Here is a 23,762-nt window from a genome sequence, read left to right as displayed (position 1 = left end):
TCAAGGGCTTCGCGTGGCGGTTTTACGGAACGCGCACCGCCGGGGCCCGTGCTTTCGCCCTTCCAAGGGGTCGCTGGTCAGGGGTGCAGGAGGACGAGATCGTCCCTGTGTACGACCTCTCGTTCGTACGCGGGACCCAGCTCGCGCGCCAGTTCCCGGGTCGATCGGCCGATCAGCTGGGGGATCTCCTTGGCGTCGAAGTTGACGAGGCCGCGGGCGACGGCCCGGCCCGCCCCGTCGCGCAGCTCCACGGGGTCGCCCGCGGCGAAGTCACCCTCGACGGCCGCGATGCCGGCCGGCAGCAGCGACGTGCGGCGCTCGACGACCGCGCGTACGGCCCCGTCGTCGAGGGTGAGCGCGCCCTGCGGGGCGGAGGCGTGCTGGAGCCACAGCAGCCGGTGGGCGGAGCGCCTGCCGGTGGGGTGGAAGTACGTGCCGGTGTCGCGGCCGGCCAGGGCGTCGGCCGCGTGGACGGCGCTGGTCAGGACCACGGGGATGCCCGCTCCGGTGGCGATCCCGGCCGCCTCGACCTTGGTGACCATGCCGCCGGTGCCGACACCCGCCTTGCCGGCGCTGCCGATCTCCACGTGCGCGAGGTCCTCGGGGCCCCGTACCTCCGCCATCCGCGACGTGCCCGGCCTGCTGGGGTCGCCGTCGTACAGGCCGTCCACGTCCGACAGCAGGACCAGCAGGTCGGCCCGTACGAGGTGGGCGACGAGGGCGGCGAGCCGGTCGTTGTCGCCGAAGCGGATCTCGTCCGTGGCAACGGTGTCGTTCTCGTTGACGACGGGCAGCGCGCCCATCGCGAGGAGTTCGTCGAGGGTGCGGGAGGCGTTGCGGTGATGGGAGCGGCGGCTCATGTCGTCGGAGGTGAGGAGCACCTGCCCGACCCGGACGCCGTAGCGGGCGCAGGAGGCCGTGTAGCGGGCCACCAGCAGGCCCTGGCCGACACTGGCGGCTGCCTGCTGGCGGGCGAGGTCCTTGGGGCGGCGGCGCAGGCCCAGCGGCGCGAGTCCGGCGGCGATGGCGCCGGACGAGACCAGCACGATCTCCCGCTCTCCCCCGCCCGCCCGTCTCCCACCACGACCCTCGACCGAGGCCCTTCGGGCCTTGGCGAGGACGTCCACCAGAGCGTCCACCCGGTCCGCGTCGAGGCCGCCGGACGCCGTCGTCAGCGACGAGGAGCCCACCTTGACCACGATCCGGTGCGCGTCCACCACGCCCTGTCTAGCCGCTGACACCCGTATCCCCAATGTTCCGAACCAGCCCGGTGTGTGCAGTCCGCAATCTACGTGAGCGGGCCGGGCTGCCGCGTCTTCATTTCGAGGGGCGGACGGTGCCGGTCCGCTCCTGAGCACTTGACGAGGAGAGGCCGAGCACCTCTCACACTTCCGGGCGTTATGTCCGAGTACTGTCCATTACTCCCTCGGGAGATTGCTCCCCGGGCACCCTAGGTCATACGGTCAGGGATCGGCCTCCCTCAGGCCGCTCCCAGACTCATGTTCCCCCTCCGTCCGTCGCACCTTCCGCAGGAGCCCCGCCCGTGCCCTCCGCAGGCCTCGCATCCCGCCGCATCGCGCAGCTGTCAGCGCTGCTCGCGATGTTCGCGCTCTTCACGGCCCAGATCGTCTCCGCGCTGCTGCCGAACATTCCCGTGTTCGTCGCCGCCAGCGCCGCGGGCCTCGTCCTGGACACGTTCCTGCAGTACCGGGACCCCGGACTCCTCGCTCTGCTGGCCAAGGTCCGCTTCGACGCGCTGGTGCGCCAGTTGCTGCGCGACATGCTGGTCCTGGTGGGGCTGCTGCGCATCGAAGGCATCGACCCGCTGAGCGAGCAGGCCCCCCTCCTGGTCGGCCTCTGTGTCTTCTACGCGGTGCACTTCACCTGCCAGGCCGTCTCGGTGCTGGTCCGCCGCACCCGGACACTGCCCATCGTCACCCGCAACATCGACGCCTCCGAGTTGCGGCTGAGCGCCGCCCCGCCGCGCATCCTGGCCCGCCGCCAGGCCCACCGGCTGCTGACGTTCTCCCTGCCGGTCACGGCCGGCCTGGTCCTCACCGCGGCCACGCAGAACGCCACCTGGGGCGGCATGGGCCTCGGCGCCGGCCTCACCCTCCTCGTCCTGGGCACCGCGTACCTGGCGACCTGGCTGCTGCCGAAGAAACGGGCGAAGACCGAGCGGCAGGTCACGGAGTGGCTGGACAAGTGGCTGGCGACGTACCAGCCGACCACCGCGATGTACTTCTCCGGCGGTACGACCTCGGCGTACCAGGCGAACATGTGGCTCTCCACGCTCTCCCAGCTGGAGAAGCCGCTGATCGTGCTGCGTGAGCGTTTCATGGTGCAGAAGATCGACGCGACGGACGTCCCGGTCATCTGCTTCCCGAAGGTGTCGACGATGTTCTCGCTGGAGAACTCGACGCTGAAGATGATGCTGCACCCGGCCAACGCCGCGAAGACCTCCCAGGTGCTGCGCATCCCCACCATCAAGCACGCCTTCATCAACCACGGCGAGAGCGACAAGCTGTCCTCCTGCAACCCGTACGCGAAGGCGTACGACGAGGTGTGGGTCGCCGGTCCCGCCGCACGCGAGCGGTACGCGCTCGCCGAGGTCGGCGTCGAGGACAAGGACATCGTCGAGGTCGGCCGCCCGCAGCTGGCGCCGATCCGCCCGTACGCCGGCCCGCCGACCGGCACGTACACGACCGTCCTCTACGCCCCCACCTGGGAGGGCTGGGACGGCAACCCCGGCAACACCTCCGTGGTCCTGGCCGGCGAGAACATCGTCCGCAAGCTCCTCGCCGACGACAAGGTCCGGCTGCTGTACAAGCCGCACCCGATGACCGGCTCGGTCGACCCGCGCGCGGGTGCCGCGAACGAGCGCGTCATGGCGATGATCCGCGAGGCGAACACCAAACGGTCCGGGGCGCGCCCCGGACCCGAGGCCGCCGCCGAGCTGGCTCGCCGTACCGCCGAGCTGGACAAGCTGACCTCCACGTCGTTCCGGACGAGCGCGGACGAGATGGAGCGGATGCTGCTGCAGGGCACACCGAGCGGGGACCGTGAGGCGGCCATCGCCGAGGCGACGCTGGCCTGGGAGAAGGCGTACTGGGCGTCGTTCCCCGAGTGGGAGCACCTGATCGTCACCGAGGCGCGGCCCGCGATCTTCGCCTGCTTCAACGCGTCGGACCTGCTGATCAGCGATGTCTCCTCGGTGGTCTCCGACTGGCTGTCCAGCGAGAAGCCGTACTCGGTCGCCAACACGTCCGGTCTGCCGGAGGCGGCGTTCCGGGCGGCCTTCCCGACGGTCTCCGCGGGTGTCGTCCTCACGCCGAAGGCGGGCGGTGTCCCGGCTCTCCTCGACGCGGTCCGCAACCCCGAGAAGGACCGCTACACCAAGGCCCGCGCCGAGCTCAAGGAACAGCTCCTCGGTCCTTCCGACCCGCCCTCCCTCGTCCGCTTCGACGCCGCGGTGAAGGCGCTCTGCGCCAGGGCCGACGACCGCCGGGTGCGGATGGAGTCCCGCCTCGCCCACGAGATCCCCGCGCCCCGGGAGGCGAGGGACGAGGTGCCTGAGAGAGAGCCGAGCGACTCGGAGGACGCGGGGGCGCTCCGCTAGGGACAGGGCGAAGGGCCCCGAGGATCGAAACCTCCGGGGCCCTTCGTCGTGTGTAGGTCGTGTGTGCCGCTCAAGAGCTCGGGGGTGCGCTGGTACGGCGACTGCGGGTGGTATGTGGCTGATCGCACGGTTCCCCGCGCCCCTTACGGGCCTCGACCCAGCTACGGGCAGCCGTGGGAGCCCCCGGCGCCCAGGAACGCGACGCCTAGAACGGCTCGAAGTCGTCGTACTCCTTCTGGACCTCGTCGCGCTCCGCCTGGCGGTCGCGGCGGCGCTGGACGGCCGGTCGGGGCTCCTCGAAGCGGTGGTCCTCGCCACGGCGGCCGAGCATCTCGGCGCCGGCCATCACGGTCGGCTCCCAGTCGAAGACGACCGCGTTGTCCTCGGGCCCGATGGCGACGCCGTCGCCGGAGCGGGCGCCCGCCTTCATCAGCTCCTCCTCGACACCGAGGCGGTTGAGGCGGTCGGCGAGGTACCCCACGGCCTCGTCGTTGTTGAAATCCGTCTGGCGGATCCAGCGCTCCGGCTTCTCGCCCCGCACCCGGAAGAGGCCGTCCTCCTCGCGTACGACGGTGAAGCCGGCGTCGTCGACGGCCTGGGGCCGGATGACGATCCGGGTCGCCTCCTCCTTCGGCTTGGCGGCACGCGCCTTGCCGACGAGGTCGGCGAGGGCGAAGGACAGCTCCTTCAGCCCGGTGTGGGCGACCGCGGACACCTCGAAGACCCGGTAGCCGCGGGCCTCCAGGTCCGGCCGGACCATCTCGGCGAGGTCTTTGCCGTCGGGCACGTCGATCTTGTTCAGGACGACGATCCGGGGCCGGTCGTCGAGACCGCCGTACTGCTTGAGCTCCTCCTCGATGATGTCGAGGTCGGAGAGGGGGTCGCGGTCCGACTCCAGCGTCGCCGTGTCCAGGACGTGGACGAGGACGCTGCAGCGCTCGACGTGGCGCAGGAACTCCAGGCCCAGGCCCCTGCCCTGGCTGGCGCCCGGGATGAGACCCGGCACGTCCGCGATCGTGTAGACCGTCGCGCCCGCCGTGACCACTCCCAGGTTCGGCACGAGGGTCGTGAACGGGTAGTCCGCGATCTTCGGCTTGGCCGCGCTCAGCACCGAGATCAGCGAGGACTTGCCCGCGCTCGGGTAGCCGACCAGCGCCACATCGGCGACGGTCTTGAGCTCCAGGACGATGTCGCCCGCGTCCCCCGGCACACCGAGCAGCGCGAAACCGGGCGCCTTGCGGCGGGCGGAGGCGAGGGCCGCGTTCCCGAGGCCGCCCCGGCCGCCCTGCGCGGCGACGAAGGAGGTGCCGTGACCGACGAGGTCGGCGAGGACGTTGCCCTGCTTGTCCAGCACCACCGTGCCGTCCGGCACGGGAAGGACCAGGTCCTGCCCGTCCTTCCCCGACCGGTTGCCGCCCTCGCCGGGCTTGCCGTTGGTGGCCTTGCGGTGCGGGGAGTGGTGGTAGTCGAGGAGGGTCGTCACCGACTGGTCGACGGTCAGGATGACGTCGCCGCCCCGGCCGCCGTTGCCGCCGTCGGGGCCGCCGAGCGGCTTGAACTTCTCCCGGTGGACGGAGGCACAGCCGTGGCCTCCGTTACCCGCGGCGACATGCAGTTCGACGCGGTCCACGAAGGTGGTCATGGTGGGTGCCTCCAGTTACGCGATAAGCGTGGTGTTCGAGAATGTCTTAGCTGTAACACGTCAAAGGCGGACCCGCTCCCCGTACGGAATCCCGTACGAGAAGTGAGGTCCGCCTCGACGAATCGCTCTACGGAAGCCTTGGTCCGAGGACTCAGGCGACCGGAACGATGTTCACGACCTTGCGACCACGGCTGGTGCCGAACTCGACCGCGCCGGCGTTCAGCGCGAACAGCGTGTCGTCCTTGCCGCGGCCGACACCCGAGCCCGGGTGGAAGTGCGTGCCGCGCTGGCGGATCAGGATCTCACCGGCGTTGACGACCTGACCGCCGAAGCGCTTCACGCCGAGCCGCTGAGCGTTGGAGTCGCGACCGTTCCGAGTGGACGATGCGCCCTTCTTGTGTGCCATCTCTCCTCAGTCCCTTACTTCGCAGCCGCGGGGATCTCAGTGACCTTGATCGCCGTGTACTGCTGGCGGTGGCCCTGACGACGGCGGTAGCCGGTCTTGTTCTTGTAGCGCAGAATGTCGATCTTCTGGCCCTTGTGGTGGTCCACGACCTCGGCCTGGACCTTGATGCCGGCCAGCACCCACGGGTCGCTGGTCACAGCGTCGCCGTCGACAACGAGCAGGGTCGAGAGCTCGACCGTGTCGCCAACCTTGGCAGTGGAAATCTTGTCAACCTCAACGATGTCGCCGACAGCAACCTTGTGCTGGCGACCACCGCTGCGCACGATGGCGTACACGCGGGTCTCACTCTCTCGCTCGGGAACGGCACCCCCGCAGTCCAGCCGTCCGACACGCGAACGGCCTCTCCCGCGGCGCCCGGCGCCCGGAAGGATGAGGTTTACGGGGATGTGACGCGTCTCCACCTACGGACACGCCGACGGTCAAGGTTACGGGGCCATGCCCGAAGGGGTCAAACCGAGTCCCTCCCTCGGCCTTCTCCCCGTCACACCGTCGGTCTCTCGCCGTCCGCGGGGCGCGGCCTCACGCCCGTGCACGGGTCCGTGGTGTCCGCCTTGCCCGGGTGGGCGACGGCGATCACCTTGTCGAAGTGGGTCCCGTACGTGTCGTGCACGGCGTCGTCGTCGACCTTTGACGATCGCCTCGTCGTTCTCGCGCGGCGCGGGACCGGTGTAGTCGCCCGAGCCGGTGAAACCGACCTTGTCGCACACCCCGTCGTACCGGCCGTCGACCGGAGGCACTCGGTGTGGATGGTGTACGGCGCGATCAGCTTCCGGCCGGGCCGGGTGGTCGCTCCCCCTGAGCACGCCGATGCCCCTGCCCAGCTGTCAAACCGCCCGGCAGGGGCATCAGTCGGAGCGGGCCACGCGCCCGCCCCGTGGGCTCAGCTCTCGTCGGCCGAGGCCGTGACCGTGGCCGACGTCTGCTCGGCGGCGACCGTGCTCTTCTTCGCGGCCGACTTCTTCGTCGCGGCCTTCTTGGCCGTGGCCTTCTTCGCGACCGTCTTCTTGGCCGCCGTCTTCTTCGTGGCGGCCTTCTTCGCCGTCGCCTTCTTGGCCGTCTTCCGCGCCGCCTTCTTGGCGGGCGCCTCGGTCTCCTCCGAGACCGCGGCGGACTCCTCGGCCTGGGCCGGAGCCCCGGCCGCGTCCGGCGCGGGAGCCGACGGAACGACCACGACGGCGGCCCCCTCCGACGCGGTGGGCGCCGTCGCCTTGCGCACGGCACGCCGCCTCGGGCGAGCCGGCGCAGCGCTCTCGGCGACCGCCGATTCGGCCTGCTCCGCCACGGGCTCCGCGACCGGCTCGGCCACGGGCTCCGCGACCGGCTCGGCCACCGTCACCACGGCGTCGTCCACGGCCGGCGCGCCCGCCGGGGCGGACACCTTCCGGGTCGCCCGACGACGCGTACGGCCCTTGGGCGCGGCCTCCTCGACGTGCGCGGCGGGCGGCGTCTCGACGACCGGGTCCTCCATGGCGACGGGCTCCGCCTCAGCGGCCTCCCGCGACTTCGGGGCACGGTCCTCGGACACGGTGGTGACCGCGGTCTCCCGCCCCTTCGGCGCACCGGAGGGCGCGGACGCACGCCGGGTCACCCGACGGCGCGAACGACCACGCGTGACCGCCGCCTCCGCCTCGGCGACGCTGCTGTACAGCTCCTCGTCCGGCTCGAACTCGGGGGCGGGGAGCGCCACGGGCTCGGCGACCTCGGCGGCCACCTCGGCCTCGGCCAACTCCGCCGGCTCCACGGCCTCGGGAGCGGACACGTGCTCGTGGTCGTGCTCGGCGCCGCCCCGACCGCGCTTTCGGCGCTTGCCGCCACCGCCGGCGGTCGTCGGCTGGTCCATGTGCACGATCACGCCGCGCCCGTTGCAGTGGACACAGGTCTCGGAGAAGGACTCCAGCAGCCCCTGCCCGACCCGCTTACGGGTCATCTGGACCAGGCCCAGCGAGGTGACCTCGGCGACCTGGTGCTTCGTACGGTCGCGTCCCAGGCACTCCAGCAGGCGCCGCAGCACCAGGTCCCGGTTGGACTCCAGCACCATGTCGATGAAGTCGATGACGACGATGCCGCCGAGGTCGCGCAGCCGCAGCTGACGCACGATCTCCTCGGCCGCCTCCAGGTTGTTCCTGGTGACCGTCTCCTCCAGGTTGCCGCCCTGGCCGGTGAACTTGCCGGTGTTGACGTCGACCACGATCATGGCCTCGGTCTTGTCGATCACCAGCGAACCACCGCTGGGCAGCCACACCTTGCGGTCCAGTGCCTTCATCAGCTGCTCGTCGATGCGGTACGTCGCGAAGACGTCGACCTCGGAGGTCCACTTCTGCAGCCGGTCGGCCAGGTCGGGCGCGACATGGGAGACGTATCCGTGGATGGTCTCCCACGCCTCGTCGCCGCTGACGATCACCTTGGAGAAGTCCTCGTTGAAGATGTCGCGGACGACGCGGACGGTCATGTCCGGCTCGCCGTAGAGCAGCGACGGTGCGTTTGAGCTGCCGCCGTTCTTGGCCTTCTTCCCGATGTCCTCCCACTGCGCCTGCAGCCGCTCGACGTCACGGCGCAGCTCGTCCTCGCTCGCGCCCTCGGCGGCGGTGCGGACGATGACGCCGGCGTCCTCGGGGACGATCTTCTTGAGGATGGTCTTCAGCCGGGCCCGCTCGGTGTCGGGCAGCTTGCGGCTGATGCCGGTCATCGACCCCTCGGGGACGTAGACCAGATAGCGGCCGGGCAGCGAGACCTGGCTGGTCAGACGCGCGCCCTTGTGCCCGATCGGGTCCTTGGTGACCTGGACGAGGACGGACTGGCCCGACTTCAGGGCGGACTCGATACGCCGGGGGCCGTTGGCCATCCCCAGCGCCTCGAAGTTGACCTCACCGGCGTACAGGACCGCGTTGCGCCCCTTGCCGATGTCGATGAAGGCGGCCTCCATCGACGGCAGCACGTTCTGCACCTTGCCGAGGTAGACGTTGCCGACGTAGGAGGTCGACTGCTCCTTGTTGACGTAGTGCTCGACGAGCACGTTGTCCTCAAGGACGCCGATCTGGGTGCGCTCGCCGCTCTGGCGGACGACCATGACGCGCTCGACGGCCTCGCGGCGTGCGAGGAACTCGGCCTCGGTGATGATCGGGACGCGACGGCGCCCTTGCTCACGGCCTTCCCGGCGGCGCTGCTTCTTGGCCTCCAGACGCGTCGAGCCCTTGATGGACTGCACCTCGTCGGACGGCTCGGTGTCCTTGGCGCGCCGCTCGCGCGGCTCACGGACCTTGACGACCGTGCGCTCGGGGTCGTCGGACGCCGGCTCGGCCTCGGGGCCCGAGTCACCGGCGCGACGACGACGGCGACGGCGCCGACGGCTGCTGCTGGAACCGGACTCCTCGCGCTCGTCGCCCTCGTCCTCGGCGTCCTCGTCCGCCTGCTCGGCGGCGTCCTCGGCGTCCTGCTCGGCGGCGGACTCGTCGCCCTCGGCGGCGTCCTCGGCCGACTCGCCCCGGCGACGGCGACGGCCACCCCGACGACGGCGACGGCGCGACCCCGTGGACTCCTCGTCGCCGAACTCGTCACCCTCGCCAGTGTCTTCGGAGGCCTCTTCGGGCTCCTCCGGCTCCTCCGGCTCGTCGGCCTCCACTGCGGCGGCCACGGGCTGCTCGGGCTCGACGGACTCGCCCCGACGGCGGCGCCGACGGCGCGACCCGCCGGTGCTCTCCTCCTCCGAGGCGCCGCCGAAGTCGGTGGTCCGGGCGCCCTCCTCGACCTCCACGGTCTCGGTCTCCGCCTCGGCGACGGCCTGCGCGGCGGCCCGCTCCGGGGTCTGGAACATCGGCTCGGCGAACACCGGCGCCTGGAACACGGCCACAGCGGGCCGCGCGGGCCGGGCCGGGGCCTCCTCCGCGACCGGCGCGGCAGGCGCGGAGAAACCGACGGCGGCCTTGCGCGCGGCCCGACGGCGCGTGCGACGCGGGCCGGCGGCCTCGGCCTCGGCGGCGGGCGCCTGCGCGGCCTCGGCCGGCTCGCTCTCGGCGACAGCGGTCGCCTCGGCAGGCTTGACGGACGCGGTCTCGGCGGCGTCGGCAACGGGTGCCTGAACGGTCTCGGCCTCGGCGGCCTCGCCCTCGGGGACCCCGACGGGCGCGGCCACCCGACGGGTGGCACGACGGCGCGTACGACGCGGCGCGGCCTCCTCGGCCGCCTCCTCCACCGGCGTGGCTTCCTGAGCCGCGACGGGCACGGTCTCCACGGCCTCCGCCGGAGCCTCCATGACCTCGGCGGCCTCAGCGGCCTTGGGCTCACCGGCGGGCGCGGACGCCCGGCGCGTCGCACGACGGCGCGTACGAGCGGCGGGCGCAGGCTCCTCGGCGGCGGGCGCCGCCACGACGGCCTCGGGCTCGGCGGCCACGTCCGGCTCAGTCGGCGCGGCGCTCTCGGCGGTCGCCGCACTCTCGGCAGCCTCGACCGTCTCAGGCACACCGGCGGGGGCCGAGGCCCGGCGCGTCGCACGACGCCGCGTACGACCGGCCGGCGCGGCCTCCTCGACCACGGCAGGCGTGTCAGCGGCGGAGCTCTCGGTCCCGGCTGCACTCTCAACGGCGGCAGCGGGCACCACCGTCTCGGCGGCCTCGGCCTCCTTGGGCGAACCGGCGGGCGCGGACGCCCGGCGCGTCGCACGACGGCGCGTACGAGCGACGGGCGCGGGCTCCTCGGCTGCGACGGTCCCGGCCTCGTCGGCCTCGTCATCTCCCTCGGCCTCTGCGATCGCGTCGGCTTCGGCGACCTGCGCGGTCTCACCGGTCACGGCGCTCTCGTCCGCCTCAGCGGCCTCGAGGTCTTCGGGCTCGGCGGCCGGTACGGCCGGCGCGGTGGTCTCCGCGGTCGCTTCGGACACGGCGGACGGCGGTCCCGCCGGGCGGGACGCCGCACGGCGGCGACGGCGCGGCGGCAGCGTGTCGCTCGGTGTGTTCTGTTCTGAGCCCTGAGCGGACTCTGCGGGTTCGATCGATTCGGGCATGCGGGCGTTTCTCCCGTCAGGCTCCCGGGCGCCGCACCCGGTCCGGCGTGGCCGGTGACGTCCGCGGCTCGCGTTGTGCGCGACTGCCGCCGTCCGGGGCGCGGGCGCCGCACGGGAACTCTCTGTGTCCTGTCTCGCCGGTTCCGTACGCCGTGTTGCCTACGGCCTGGCGAAAGTCTTGTGGTCGGTGCGCTGCCCGACCCAGGTGGCTCCCGGATACGAGGGCGGCGCTACGACGTCCGTCCTTACGCGGGGCCTTCCGGCGCCGACGCCTTCGCGGCGGCAGCGGGTTCGGCCGTTGAGGGGGCCGGCGCTGCCTCGCGGTCGGGCGCGAGCGGGTCGGTCACCGTGCCGGTCTCTTCATCGAACAGCCCCTGCGCCAGCCTGGTCACCGCTGCGGGGACCGGCGGCGCCAGGTCGGCCACGGCGCGGAGACCGGACAGGACGTCGTCGGGTCGTACGGCAGGCGTCACGTGCCGAACAACCAGCCGCAGTATCGCACAGGGCTGGTCCGTCGGCCCAGCAAGGGCCGCGGCGTCAGCCGCTCCGGTGGAGCCGACGCCCGCGGCGGGCTGCGGACCGTGCGTCCCAGAACCGTCGAGGCTGTCGAGGTCGACGACGGCGGTGCGGGCGTCGAAGGTCCGTACGCCGTTCTTGGTCCGGCGCTGAACCTCGACGAGGTCGGCTGCCTTGAAGACCTCGACCGCCCGCCCGGCGTCCGCCGGGTCCACGCCGTCCAGGCGCAGCTCCCACACGGAGGCCGTCAGCCGGTCGGCGAGCCCGGAGGTCCGGGCCTCCACCGCGTCGACGATGTCGAGGCCCGTGGGCAGCGACTCGTCGAGCAGGATCCTGAGCTTCTCCGGATCGCGCGCGTCGGTGAGCGCGATCTCCAGATACTCCGCCTCACTGCCCGTGCCGGTGGGTGCGGCATTGGCGTACGACACCTTCGGATGCGGCGTGAACCCCGCCGAGTACGCCATCGGCACCTCGGCTCGGCGCAACGCACGCTCGAAGGCGCGCTGGAAGTCACGGTGGCTGGTGAACCGGAGGCGGCCGCGCTTGGTGTAGCGCAGTCGGATGCGCTGCACCGCGGGTGCGGGCGGCGGGCCTTCGGGCTGTCGCTTGCCCAGTGTCGTTCAGTCCTTCGTGAGAGCGGTCGTACTCCTACCAAGAGTACGTGTGTCGAGGGCCCTCGGTTCCCTCCGGGTGACCGGCCGCGGCTCTTCCGGCTTGCCGAAGAGTGCCCGGCGCACACCGGCGCGGGCCTGGCGGACGGATTCGCGGGCGGTGGCGAGGGCCTGCCGCGTGGTGAGGGCCACCCCGCGCGCGACCGCCGCGGCCGGCTTCCACACCGCGTCCCGTACGAAGTGACCGGCGGGGGTGAGGACGGTCCGGTACACCCAGCGGGTCGGCTCGACGACGATCCATCGGAAGACGTTCGCCAGGAAGAGCCTCGGACCTACGGGCCGGACAACCCGTCCGAAGGCGCGAGGAGCCCGCCCGCCTCCTTGTCCACGCCTTCCTCGTCCACGTCGGGCCCTCACCCCGTCCGGCTACTTGACGACCGACAGCGGCAGCAGCTTCTTCCCCGTGGGGCCGATCTGGATGGCCGTGGCCAACTGGGGACACACACCGCAGTCGAAGCACGGCGTCCAGCGGCAGTCCTCGACCTCGGTCTCGTCGAGCGCGTCCTGCCAGTCCTCCCAGAGCCAGTCCTTGTCGAGGCCGGAGTCCAGGTGGTCCCAGGGCAGGACCTCCTCGTACGTGCGCTCGCGCGTCGTGTACCAGTCGACGTCGACGCCGAAGTCCGCGAGCGCCTTGTCCGCGCACTGCATCCAGCGGTCGTAGGAGAAGTGCTCGCGCCAGCCGTCGAAACGGCCGCCGTCCTCGTAGACCGCGCGGATCACTGCGCCGATGCGGCGGTCGCCGCGCGACAGCAGGCCCTCGACGATGCCCGGCTTGCCGTCGTGGTAGCGGAAGCCGATGGAGCGGCCGTACTTCTTGTCACCGCGGATCTTGTCGCGGAGCTTCTCCAGACGGACGTCCGTCTCCTCGGCGGAGAGTTGCGGGGCCCACTGGAAGGGGGTGTGCGGCTTGGGGACGAACCCGCCGATCGACACCGTGCAGCGGATGTCGTTCGAGCCGGAGACCTCGCGGCCCTTCTGGATGACTCGGGTCGCCATGTCGGCGATCTGGAGGACGTCCTCGTCGGTCTCGGTCGGCAGGCCGCACATGAAGTACAGCTTCACCTGGCGCCAGCCGTTGCCGTACGCGGTGGAGACCGTCCGGATCAGGTCCTCCTCCGAGACCATCTTGTTGATGACCTTGCGCATGCGCTCGGAGCCGCCCTCGGGCGCGAAGGTCAGACCCGAGCGCCGGCCGTTGCGCGTCAGCTCGTTGGCGAGGTCGACGTTGAAGGCGTCCACGCGGGTCGAGGGGAGGGACAGGCCGACCTTGTCCTCCTCGTAGCGGTCGGCGAGGCCCTTCGCGATGTCGCCGATCTCGCTGTGGTCGGCGCTCGACAGCGACAGCAGGCCTACCTCCTCGAAGCCCGTCGCCTTGAGGCCCTTCTCCACCATGTCGCCGATGCCGGTGATCGAGCGCTCGCGGACCGGTCGGGTGATCATGCCCGCCTGGCAGAAGCGGCAGCCGCGGGTGCAACCGCGGAAGATCTCCACCGACATGCGCTCATGGACCGTCTCGGCGAGCGGGACCAGCGGCTGCTTGGGGTACGGCCACTCGTCGAGGTCCATGACCGTGTGCTTCGACACCCGCCACGGGACCCCCGACCTGTTGGGGACCACGCGGGCGATACGGCCGTCGGGGAGGTACTCGACGTCGTAGAACGCGGGGATGTAGACCGAGCCCGTCCTCGCGAGGCGGAAGAGGACCTCCTCGCGCCCGCCGGGACGGCCCTCGGCCTTCCAGGCGCGGATGATCTCGGTCATGTCGAGCACGGCCTGCTCGCCGTCGCCGATGATCGCCGCGTCGATGAAGTCGGCGATCGGCTCGGGGTTGAAGGCGGCGTGGCCGCCGGCCAGCACGATCGGGTCGTCGACCGTGCGGTCCTCGGACTCCAGGGGGATGCCCGCCAGGTCCAGGGCGGTCAGCATGTTGGTGTAGCCCAGCTCCGTGGAGAAGGACAGGCCGAACACGTCGAAGGCCTTCACCGGGCGGTGGCTGTCGACCGTGAACTGAGGAACGCGGTGCTCACGCATCAGCGCTTCCAGATCCGGCCACACGCTGTAGGTGCGCTCGGCGAGGACGCCTCGGCGTTCGTTGAGCACCTCGTAAAGAATCATGACGCCCTGGTTGGGCAGCCCGACCTCGTAGGCGTCCGGGTACATGAGCGCCCAGCGGACGTCGCAGGACTCCCAGGGCTTGACCGTGGAGTTGAGCTCGCCACCCACGTACTGGATCGGCTTCTGCACGTGCGGGAGCAAGGCTTCGAGCTGTGGGAAGACCGACTCGACAGACATCGCGGGGGTTACCTTCGTGAGCTGGCAGGGGTGACCATCTAGCCTAACGCCCCCGGAGGGACCCTTCGCACGCAAGTCGTGGCAGCCCGCGGTAGGCCGGCCCTCCGCTGCCCGGCCACCGTGCGCCGGCCGGGCAGCGGCCGTCAGAAGGGCAGGTCGTCACTGATCGTCGCCCACGTCTCCGGCAGCGCCCCTTCCGCCAGCTCCGCCCGCCGTTCCTCCCTGCCGTACAACAGCCCGTACGTGAAGGCGCTCTCCCCCGCCTCGTGGGCCTGGAAGGCGATGTGGCGCAGGAACTCGCGGGCCATCACGCTGTCCTGGTGGTCGCCGAGGAGGCGCTGCAGGGACTTCATGCCGCGTACGACCTCCTTGGCGGGCTTGCCGAGGAGGGGGCGCCCCGCCTCGGCCGCGTACCGGGTGCGCTTGGCCTTCTTGCGGGCCTCGTGCATGGCGAGGTCCCGGTCGGCGCCGGACGGCTGCGCCAGGGCCTCCTCGACCAGGGTCGCCACCTTGGCGAAGTCCTTCTTGACCGCCTTGGTGATCACCTTCTCGGGGTCGCCCCCGGCGGCCTTGAGCAGGGGCGGGTCCGTGAGCACGGCGTCCAGCGACTCCAGCAGCTCCAGATACCGCTGCCCGTCGAGTGCGTCGATCAGCTCGGGCCGGGGGCCGGTACCGCCGTCCTTCTGCGACCAGGTGCGCAACCGCGTACGGACCGGTCCGGTCACCAGGCTTTCGGGGAGGTCGTCCAGTGCCTCGGTGAGACGTTCCGTCAGGACCTCCTGGTCACGGTCGACGCCCAGCTCCCCCGCCAGCCACTTCAGCTCCACGCCGATCGGGTCCGTGACCGCCCGGTCCAGGACCTTCCGGAACGACTTGAAGGTGCTGCGCAGTCGGCGTGTGGCGACCCGCATGCCGTGCACGGAGTCGAAGACGTCACGGCGCACGGCGGGATCGAGTGCCACGATCGCGTCGCGCTGGACACGGACGTAGGCGAGGACATGCTCGCCCGGGGTGACGGGCTTCCCCGGCACCTCTCCCCCGCCCTCGCCCTTGCCCCGCTGCTTGTCCTTCTTCCCGCTCTTCTTGGGGGCCGTCTCCTGCAGGGCTCGGGCCAGCTTCGACGGCGACTGCGACGGCCGTACGCCGGCCTTGCGCAGCTTCTTGTCGATCTTCTCCAGGAAGGCCGGGTCGCCGTCGTCGGCGAGTTCCACCTCGATCTCGGACCACTGGGCGGTCCGACCGCCGTCGGTCAGCCGTTCGGCGACCACGGCGTCCACGCTGAGCTCGGCGAGAAAAGTGCCGTCCGCGTCGAGCAGCTCGCTGACGTCACGGGTGGAGAGGAGGCGGACCAGCGGTATCAGCTCGGCCTCCCGGACCCGGGAACGGACGAGCCCCGCGAGAGAGTCGGGCAGCGTGTCGGACAGCGGCGCCCGGATCTCGTCCCGGACGCCCGGGGAAACGGGGAACTTCAGATGCCAGCCCGCGTCCTTGCCTCCGGTACGGCGCCGCAGTGTGATCGACGCGGCGGCGAGGCGTTCGTCCAGAGTGTCGTAGTAGACGGCGTCCAGCTCCGCCACGCCCTTGCCCAGCACGGTCGCGACCCCGGCCACACCGGTGAGATCCGGCAGCCCGCTCTCACCGGACTCGTACTTCCGCTCGATCTCACGCTTGGTATCCGCCATGAATTGAATCTAGTCGCACTTTCGGCACAGCGGCAGACCACCGCACCCTCCGAAGGCCGCGGAGCCCTACGCCGACATGGGGCGCTCCACCCGAATGGACTGCAGCAACCCGACCGCCACCCACACCGCGAACATCGACGAGCCGCCGTAGGACACGAACGGCAAGGGGAGGCCCGCCACCGGCATGATCCCGAGGGTCATGCCGATGTTCTCGAAGGACTGGAAGGTGAACCAGGCGATGATGCCGCCGGCGACGATCGTGCCGTACAGCTCGGTGGTCTCGCGGGCGATGCGGCAGGCGCGCCACAGGACGACACCGAGCAGCAGGATGATCAGCCCGGCGCCCACGAACCCCAGCTCCTCCCCCGCCACCGTGAAGACGAAGTCGGTCTGCTGCTCGGGCACGAACTGCCCGGTGGTCTGCGAGCCCTTGAACAGCCCGGTGCCGAGCAGTCCGCCGGAGCCGATGGCGATCCGGGCCTGGTTGGTGTTGTACCCGACGCCGGCCGGGTCGAGCTCGGGGTTGGCGAAGGCCGCGAAGCGGTTGATCTGGTACTCGTCGAGCACTCCGAGCTGCCAGACGGCGATCGCGCCGATCGCGCCCGTGCCGATGAGGCCGAAGATCCACCGGTTGGACGCGCCGGAGGTGAGCAGCACGCCCAGCACGATGACCACCATGACCATGACCGAGCCGAGGTCGGGCATGAGCAGGACGATCAGTATCGGGACGGTGGCGAGACCGAGGGCCTGGACGACCGTGCGGTGGTCGGGGTGTGGTTTGTCGCCCGCGTCCACCCGGGCCGCCAGCAGCATCGCCATGCCCAGGATAATCGTGATCTTCACGAACTCCGAGGGCTGGAGCGAGAAGCCGCCGCCGAGGACGATCCACGCGTGCGCGCCGTTGATGGTCGCGCCGAGCGGGGTGAGTACCAGCAGGATCAGCAGCACCGAGATGCCGTACAGGATCGGTACGGCCGTGCGCAGGGTGCGGTGGCCGAGCCAGACGGTACCGACCATCAGGGCGAAGCCGATGCCGGTGTTGAGCAGGTGCCGGAGCAGGAAGTAGTACGGGTCGCCCTGGTTGAGTTCGGTGCGGTTGCGGGTCGCCGAGTAGACGAGGGACGCGCCGATCAGGGAGAGCGCGATGGCCGAGAACAGTATCGGCCAGTCGAGCCGGCGGGCGAGCGAGTCGCGGGCGAACAGCCGGGCCCAGCCGGAGCGTTCGGGTCCGTACCCGGAGACGGAGAAGCTGTTGCCGGTCATACGGATGTCCTCCGCTTCTTCCCTCGGCCACGGCCACGGTCCGTACGCCGCCGGGCGGCCCGGTTGCCGCTGCCGCCGCGCGGACCGGCGGTCGCCACCAGGTCGTCGGCGACCGCGGACCCGGCGCCGGGTCCGGTGACGAGGCCTCCCGGGGCCGGCCCGGTGACCCGGGTCCCGGTGCCGGGTGCGGTGACCACGGCGCCCTCGTCCTGCTCGAAGGAGACCGGTCGGCCGGCCGGTCCCGCGGCGACGGCCTGGGTGCCGTCCTCCGCGGCCTTCTCCTCCTCGGTCTTCTTCGGCGGGTACGCCTCCAGCTTCGGGGCGTCGATCGAGCCGTCGGACTCGATCTTCGGCAGGCCCTTCTGCGGCGTGGCCAGCAGCGCCTTCCTCTTGTCGATCTCGCCGTCCTCGGAGACGCCGTACAGCGCGTTGTAGAGCTTGCGCACGGCGGGGGCCGAGGCGCCGGAGCCCGTACCACCCTGGGAGATCGTCATGACGATCGAGTAGTCCTTGGTGTACGTGGCGAACCAGGAGGTCGTCTGCTTGCCGTAGACCTCGGCCGTACCCGTCTTGGCGTGCATCGGGATCTCGTCCTGCGGCCAGCCCTGGAAGCGCCAGGCGGCCGTGCCACGGGTCGCGACTCCCTCAAGAGCTTCGTCTATCTTGTCGCGCGCCTGCTTCGTCATCGGCAGCCTGCCGTGCGACTTGGGTGCGATCTCCTGCACGTTCTTGCCGTCGGCGCTGATGACCGCCTTGCCGACCGTCGGGTCGTAGAGGGTGCCGCCGTTGGAGATGGCCGCGTAGATGGTGGCCATCTGGATGGGGGTGACGAGGGTGTCGCCCTGGCCGATGGAGTAGTTGACGGAGTCACCGGCGCGCATGCGGTTGCCTTCGAGGCAGTTCTCGTATGCGATCTGCTCGGCGTACGAGCCGCCCTTCTTGCCGTACTTGCACCAGGCGTCCTTGTTGGCCTCCCAGTACTCCTGCTTCCACTGGCGGTCCGGGATGCGGCCGGTGACCTCGTTCGGCAGGTCGATGCCGGTCTCGGCGCCGAGGCCGAACTGGTGGGCGGTCCTGTAGAACCAGTCGTTGGCGCCCTTCTTCGGCTTGATGCCGCCGTCCCGCTTCCACTCCTGGTGGGACAGACGGTAGAAGACGGTGTCGCAGGACACTTCCAGCGCCTTGCCGAGGCTGATCGCGCCGTAGCCCTTGGACTCGAAGTTCTTGAAGACCTGGCCGCCGATCGAGTACGAACTGGAACATTCGTACGGGCCGTTGAAGGAGTAGCCGGCGTTGATCGCGGCCGCGGTCGGGATGACCTTGAAGATGGAGCCGGGGGCCGACTGGCCCTGGATCGCGCGGTTCAGCAGCGGGTAGTTGGACTTCTTTCCGGTGAGCCTCGCGTAGTCCTTGGCGGAGATTCCGCCCACCCAGGCGTTCGGGTCGTAGTCCGGGTTGGACGCCATGGCGACGACGCGGCCGGTCTTGGCCTCCATCACGACGACGGCGCCGGAGTCGGCCTTGTAGTTCGTCCCCGTGTTGCGGTCCATCTGCTTGCGGGCTTCCTTCATCGCCTCGTTGAGTTCGTACTCGGCGATGCGCTGCACGCGGGCGTCGATGCTGGTGACGAGGTTGGCGCCGGGCTTGGCGGGGTCGGCCTCGGCCTCGCCGATGACGCGACCGAGGTTGTCGACCTCGTAGCGGGTGACGCCGGCCTTGCCGCGCAGCTCCTTGTCGTACTGGCGCTCAAGGCCGGACCGGCCGACCTGGTCGGAGCGCAGGTACGGCGAGTCGGTGTCCTGTGCCTTGGTGACCTCCTCGTCGGTGACCGGCGAGAGATAGCCGAGGACCTGGGCGGTGTCGGCGCCGCCGGGGCTGGCGTAGCGGCGTACGGCCTGGGGTTCGGCGGTGATGCCGGGGAAGTCCTCGGAGCGCTCGCGGATTTGCAGGGCCTGCTTGACGGTGGCCTCGTCGGTGATGGGGATCGGCTGGTACGGCGAGCCGTTCCAACAGGGTTGTGGGGTCTCGGAGTCGCAGAGGCGGACCTTGTCCATGACCTCCTTGGGCTTCATGTCCAGGACGTCGGCGAGCTTGGCGAGGACCGCCTTGCCGTCATCGTCCATCTTCAGCAGGTCGGTGCGGGAGGCGGAGACGACCAGCCGTGTCTCGTTGTCGGCGATCGGCACACCGCGCGCGTCCAGGATCGAGCCCCGCATGGCGGGCTGCACGACCTGCTGGACGTGGTTGCCGGAGGCCTCCTTGGCGTAGGCGTCGCCCTCGCGGATCTGGAGGTACCAGAGGCGACCGCCGAGGGTGCCGAGGAGGGAGAAGACGAGGATCTGGATGATGACGAGCCGGATCCGGACCCGTGGGGTCCGCCCGGTCTCTGGGATGTTGGTCACTGTCTCCCCCTCTCAGTGCGCGTACGGGTGGTGCGCGTACGGGTGGTGCGCGTACGGGTGGTGCGCGTGGTGCCGGTACATGGAGTACACCGCTCGGCCGTGATCGGTTCCCGCATCCGTCCCGGGTGCCATGTGACGTCCCCTCACAGCCGCTTGACCCCCTTGATGCGTCCCGCCCTGGCCATGCGTGATCGCGCGGCCTTGATGCGGAGGCCGCCGCGCTGGTTGCCGATGCGCAGGCCGGTGCCGGAGGAGAGCCAGCCGGAGGAGACGTCGGACGCCTTGGCGGCGCTGCCGGTCTCGGCGAGCGGGTCGTTGTCGGCGCGCCGGGCGAGCGCCATGATGCCGGGGACGACGAACGGCGCGAGCAGCAGGTCGTAGAGCGCGGCGGTGAACAGCAGGCTGCCCAGGCCGACATGGCGGGCGGCGTCGTCGCCGACGAGGGCGCCGACACCGGCGTAGAGGAGCGTCGAGCCGAGCGCGGCGACGACGACCACGGCCATCGGCCCGGTCGCCGACTTGAGCCGGCCTGTCTCGGGCTTGGCGAGACCCGCGAGGTAGCCGATGACGCAGAGGACGAGGGCGTACCGTCCGGCGGCGTGGTCGGCGGGTGGCGCGAAGTCGGACAGCAGCCCGGCGCCGAAGCCGATCAGGGCTCCGCCGACATGGCCGTAGACCAGGGCGAGGCCGAGGACGGTGAGGAGCACCAGGTCGGGTACGGCGCCCGGGAGGTGGAGTCTGGCGAGGACGCTCACCTGGATCACCAGGGCGACGATCACCAGGGTCGTGGAGAGCAGCATCCGGTTGAAACGCATGAGGGTTCAGCTCCTACTGTCCTACGTCCTACTGCTCTTGCGGCTGGCCGTCGGCACCATCGCCGGGTTCGTCCGCGCCGGGTGTGACCGTGACCGTCACGGTCGGCGTGGGGGCGGCCTTCGGCTTGTCCGGCAACACGGTGTCGCGCGGGTCCTTGCGGGGCGGCTGGACGACGACGCCGACGATGTCGAGCCGGGTGAAGGCCACGAACGGTTTGACGTGGATGGTGCGGGTGAGGTCGCCGCCGGAGGGGTCGACGCGGGAAACGACGCCGACGGGGACGCCGGGTACGAACGGCCTGTCGGCCTGCGAACCGAAGGTGACGAGGCGGTCGCCCGCCTTCACCTTGGCCTTGCCGTTGAGGAGTTCGACGCGCAGCGGGCGGTCGCCCTGGCCGGAGGCGAAGCCCAGTTCGTCGGTGTCCTCCATACGGGTGCCGACGGTGAAGTCGGGGTCGTTGGCGAGGAGCACGGTCGCGGTGTTCGGTCCGACGGTGGTGACGCGGCCGACGAGCCCGTCGCCGTTGAGGACGGTCATGTCGCGGGTGATGCCGTCGTCGGTGCCGATGTCGATGGTGACGGTCCAGGAGAAGCCCTGGGCCGCTCCTACGGCGATGACCTCGGCGCCCTTGATGCCGTACTGCCCGTTCGCGGCGGTCTTCAGCATCTTGTCGAGTTGCCGGACTCTGCTGCGGTTGCGGTCGTCGCTGCCGAGGGACGCCTTCAGTTCGGCGTTCTCCTTCTCCAGCGCGGCGAGTCGGTCGTGGCGGGAGCCGGAGTCGCGGACCGCGCTTATGGCGTTGCCGATCGGGTCGACGGCGGTCGACACCCCGTCCTCGATGGGGCCGAAGACGGTGGCCGCGCCACGTCGGGCACTGTCGACCGGTGAGTCCTCCCCGCCGCGGATGTCCACCGTGATCAGCGCGAACGCGACGGCGACCAGCAGCACCAGGAGCAGCCGGCTCTCTCGTGTGTCCCTCACGTGCGGCGGCCGTGCCTTCCTCATAGGAATTCAACAGGAATAGGGGAATTCGGGTGCCCGTGGGAATCCCAAGACGGGAACGACAGGGCGCTTTGCGGGAGCTTATGCCTCTATACCAACGATCCGCCGCACGAGAAGAGAACGTCCCGTACGGCGGAATCGAAGTGTTACGTCATCTGCGCGGCTGGGCGTCGAGCACCTGCTGCAACGCCTCGAACTCCTCGACGCATTTGCCGGACCCGAGCGCCACGCTGTCCAGCGGGTCCTCGGCGATGTGGATCGGCATTCCGGTCTCGCGGCGCAGCCGCTCGTCGAGTCCGCGCAGCAGGGCACCGCCGCCGGTGAGGACGATGCCTCGGTCCATGATGTCCCCGGAGAGTTCCGGCGGGCACTTGTCGAGGGTCGTCTTGACGGCGTCGACGATGGCGTTGACGGGTTCCTCGATCGCCTTCCGTACTTCGGCGGCGGAGATGACGACGGTCTTGGGCAGGCCGGACACCAGGTCCCGGCCGCGGATTTCGGTGTGCTCGTCAGCGTCGAGGTCGTACGCCGAACCGATCGTGATCTTGATCTGTTCGGCCGTCCGCTCACCGAGGAGGAGGCTGTACTCCTTCTTGATGTGCTGGATGATCGCGTTGTCCAACTCGTCGCCCGCGACGCGGATGGACTGGGCGGTGACGATGCCGCCGAGGGAGATGACCGCGACCTCCGTGGTGCCGCCGCCGATGTCCACCACCATGTTGCCCGTGGCCTCGTGGACCGGCAGACCGGAGCCGATGGCCGCGGCCATGGGCTCCTCGATGATGTGCACCTGACGGGCCCCGGCCTGGGAGGACGCCTCGATGACGGCACGCCGCTCGACACCGGTGATGCCGGAGGGCACACAGACGACGACCCGAGGACGGGCGAGATACCGCCGCTTGTGGATCTTCAGGATGAAGTAGCGGAGCATCCGCTCGGTGATCTCGAAGTCGGCGATGACGCCGTCCTTCAGCGGACGTACGGCAACGATGTTGCCCGGCGTCCGCCCGATCATCTTCTTCGCCTCCACGCCGACCGCGAGGATGCCACCGGTGTTGGTGTTGATCGCGACGACGGACGGCTCGTTCAGTACGATCCCGCGACCCCTGACGTACACCAGCGTGTTGGCGGTCCCGAGGTCGACAGCCATGTCACGGCCGATGAACGACATTGAGTTCCCCATCAGGATTCGTCTGGCCTTCCCAAGCGGAGCACTGAGGGCTTTTGAGGGCGTTTCAGGCTTTTTCGGGTCGGCGAAGTGGGTGCTGTGACGTGAAGGCTTACATCGTAGTCTCGCCCGCACGAACACTGCGCGAGGGTCTTCGCCATTGTGGGCATGCGATGCGCCGCCTCGCCTGTGGAGACGGTCCATCGGGGGTGCACGTTCCCCCGATCGCCACGCATATGCCGTTGTACGGCCGCGTTTTCTGCGAGGGTGGCTGGTCAGGCGGGGGTGGGCCGTGTGGGTGGCGGCCGGGTGTTCCAGAAGGGTAAAGGCGGCGGGGGCGAGAGAGATCACCGGCCCCCGCCGTCGAGGACGGTGCTACGCCCGGCCGGGGAAGAAGATCTTCACCTCGCGCTCGGCCGACTCCTCGGAGTCCGACGCGTGGATCAGGTTCTCCCGCACGATCACGCCGTAGTCACCACGGATCGACCCCGGCGCGGCGGCGATCGGATCGGTCGGACCGGCCAGCGCCCGCACACCCTCGATGACGCGCTCGCCCTCGACGATCAGGGCCACGACCGGCCCGGAGGCCATGAACGCGACCAGCGGCTCGTAGAACGGCTTGCCCTTGTGCTCGCCGTAGTGCTGCTCCAGCGTCTCCTGGTCCAGTGTGCGCAGCTCCAGCGCGGTGATCTGCCAGCCGGCCTTCCGCTCGATACGGCTGATGATCTCGCCGGTCAGGCCGCGCCGTACGGCGTCGGGCTTGAGCAGGACGAGGGTGCGCTGGCTCACGGTGGTGACTCCTTCATTTCACAAGGGTGCGGAGGTCAGAGGCTACAGGGCGAGCCCGACGCCGTGTCAGGCAGCGTCAGGAGGCCCCGGCGCCGGCCCCGGTGGAGGCCGGCGCAGCGAACCGGGCCTTCGCCTCGTCGACCTTCCGCCCGAAGTGCACCGAGGCCCACCACAGGACGGCGAAGACAGCGCCCAGGAAGAACATGGTCGGGACGAAGAACCCGGAGAGGATCAGCGCGACCTGGAGGGCCCAGCCGAGCTGGATCCCGCCGGGCCGGGTGACGAGCCCGCACAGCACGACGCACAGGAACATGGCGATGCCGCTGACCGTCCAGACCGTCGACATGGCCAGATCCGGGTCCTTCATGGCGACCAGTCCGGCGAAGCCGATGACGAAGAACTCGCCGATCAGCGTCGAAGCACAGAGAGTACGCATGT

Annotated in this window: 17 protein-coding genes and 1 pseudogene; 1 reads left to right on the top strand and 17 read right to left on the bottom strand. The window is 70.5% G+C overall.

Features of this window, described 5'->3' with window-relative positions:
* Nucleotides 1-77 precede the first annotated feature (77 nt).
* Entirely contained in the window at nt 78-1,241 is a 1,164-nt protein-coding gene (proB, locus tag WBG99_RS24230; RefSeq protein ID WP_338898324.1) for a glutamate 5-kinase, read from the bottom strand.
* Between the two features lie 302 nt (nt 1,242-1,543).
* On the opposite strand from proB, the gene WBG99_RS24225 reads away from it, so the two are divergent.
* On the top strand, nt 1,544-3,619 hold the full coding sequence (locus WBG99_RS24225) for a hypothetical protein (RefSeq protein ID WP_338898322.1): 2,076 nt from the start codon (nt 1,544-1,546) through the stop codon (nt 3,617-3,619).
* Nucleotides 3,620-3,824: 205 nt separating this feature from the next.
* Here WBG99_RS24225 and obgE read toward each other — a convergent pair whose 3' ends face one another.
* The 16 genes and pseudogenes from obgE to WBG99_RS24145 all read right to left on the bottom strand — a co-directional run bounded on the left by obgE (nt 3,825) and on the right by WBG99_RS24145 (nt 23,760).
* Nucleotides 3,825-5,261 carry a GTPase ObgE gene (gene obgE / locus WBG99_RS24220; RefSeq protein WP_338898321.1) on the bottom strand — a complete coding sequence of 479 codons (1,437 nt, stop codon included), beginning with the start codon at nt 5,259-5,261 and terminating at the stop codon, nt 3,825-3,827.
* A 151-nt stretch (nt 5,262-5,412) separates the two neighbouring features.
* Complete coding sequence (gene rpmA / locus WBG99_RS24215; protein WP_338898320.1) at nt 5,413-5,667, bottom strand: 50S ribosomal protein L27; 255 nt, start codon at nt 5,665-5,667, stop codon at nt 5,413-5,415.
* A 14-nt stretch (nt 5,668-5,681) separates the two neighbouring features.
* The gene (gene rplU / locus WBG99_RS24210; RefSeq protein ID WP_004931419.1) at nt 5,682-6,002 is read right to left on the bottom strand and encodes a 50S ribosomal protein L21; all 321 of its coding nucleotides are present in this window, start codon (nt 6,000-6,002) and stop codon (nt 5,682-5,684) included.
* Between the two features lie 206 nt (nt 6,003-6,208).
* Nucleotides 6,209-6,337 carry a hypothetical protein gene (locus WBG99_RS24205; protein WP_338898319.1) on the bottom strand — a complete coding sequence of 43 codons (129 nt, stop codon included), beginning with the start codon at nt 6,335-6,337 and terminating at the stop codon, nt 6,209-6,211.
* 270 nt (nt 6,338-6,607) lie between these two features.
* Nucleotides 6,608-10,723 carry an Rne/Rng family ribonuclease gene (locus WBG99_RS24200; protein ID WP_338898318.1) on the bottom strand — a complete coding sequence of 1,372 codons (4,116 nt, stop codon included), beginning with the start codon at nt 10,721-10,723 and terminating at the stop codon, nt 6,608-6,610.
* 245 nt (nt 10,724-10,968) lie between these two features.
* Nucleotides 10,969-11,811: a TIGR03936 family radical SAM-associated protein gene (locus WBG99_RS24195; RefSeq protein ID WP_338898317.1), complete on the bottom strand. Its 843-nt coding sequence runs from the start codon at nt 11,809-11,811 to the stop codon at nt 10,969-10,971.
* Nucleotides 11,812-11,859: 48 nt separating this feature from the next.
* Nucleotides 11,860-12,171, bottom strand: a pseudogene (locus WBG99_RS24190) (hypothetical protein); the annotation flags it as partial.
* A gap of 105 nt (nt 12,172-12,276) precedes the next feature.
* Nucleotides 12,277-14,202: a TIGR03960 family B12-binding radical SAM protein gene (locus WBG99_RS24185; RefSeq protein WP_338898316.1), complete on the bottom strand. Its 1,926-nt coding sequence runs from the start codon at nt 14,200-14,202 to the stop codon at nt 12,277-12,279.
* 143 nt (nt 14,203-14,345) lie between these two features.
* Nucleotides 14,346-15,884 carry a CYTH and CHAD domain-containing protein gene (locus tag WBG99_RS24180; RefSeq protein ID WP_338898315.1) on the bottom strand — a complete coding sequence of 513 codons (1,539 nt, stop codon included), beginning with the start codon at nt 15,882-15,884 and terminating at the stop codon, nt 14,346-14,348.
* A gap of 66 nt (nt 15,885-15,950) precedes the next feature.
* Nucleotides 15,951-17,147, bottom strand: a complete 1,197-nt coding sequence (gene rodA, locus WBG99_RS24175; RefSeq protein WP_338898314.1) for a rod shape-determining protein RodA — start codon at nt 17,145-17,147, stop codon at nt 15,951-15,953.
* Entirely contained in the window at nt 17,144-19,549 is a 2,406-nt protein-coding gene (gene mrdA / locus WBG99_RS24170) for a penicillin-binding protein 2 (protein WP_338898313.1), read from the bottom strand. Before mrdA ends, rodA begins: the two co-directional genes overlap by 4 nt.
* 143 nt (nt 19,550-19,692) lie before the next feature.
* Complete coding sequence (mreD, locus tag WBG99_RS24165) at nt 19,693-20,364, bottom strand: rod shape-determining protein MreD (protein WP_338898312.1); 672 nt, start codon at nt 20,362-20,364, stop codon at nt 19,693-19,695.
* Between the two features lie 28 nt (nt 20,365-20,392).
* The gene (mreC, locus tag WBG99_RS24160) at nt 20,393-21,346 is read right to left on the bottom strand and encodes a rod shape-determining protein MreC (protein WP_338898311.1); all 954 of its coding nucleotides are present in this window, start codon (nt 21,344-21,346) and stop codon (nt 20,393-20,395) included.
* Nucleotides 21,347-21,518: 172 nt separating this feature from the next.
* Nucleotides 21,519-22,538, bottom strand: coding sequence for a rod shape-determining protein (locus tag WBG99_RS24155; protein WP_338898310.1), 1,020 nt, complete (start codon nt 22,536-22,538; stop codon nt 21,519-21,521).
* A 372-nt stretch (nt 22,539-22,910) separates the two neighbouring features.
* Entirely contained in the window at nt 22,911-23,324 is a 414-nt protein-coding gene (gene ndk / locus WBG99_RS24150; protein WP_184894113.1) for a nucleoside-diphosphate kinase, read from the bottom strand.
* Nucleotides 23,325-23,400: 76 nt separating this feature from the next.
* A complete protein-coding gene (locus tag WBG99_RS24145) occupies nt 23,401-23,760 on the bottom strand; it encodes a DUF4233 domain-containing protein (protein WP_338898309.1) in 360 nt (119 codons plus the stop codon).
* Nucleotides 23,761-23,762 lie beyond the last annotated feature (2 nt).

Source organism: Streptomyces sp. TG1A-60 (assembly GCF_037201975.1).
Classification (GTDB): domain Bacteria; phylum Actinomycetota; class Actinomycetes; order Streptomycetales; family Streptomycetaceae; genus Streptomyces.
Note: the sequence above shows the minus strand (reverse complement) of the source record. Positions and strands in the feature narration are given on the sequence as shown.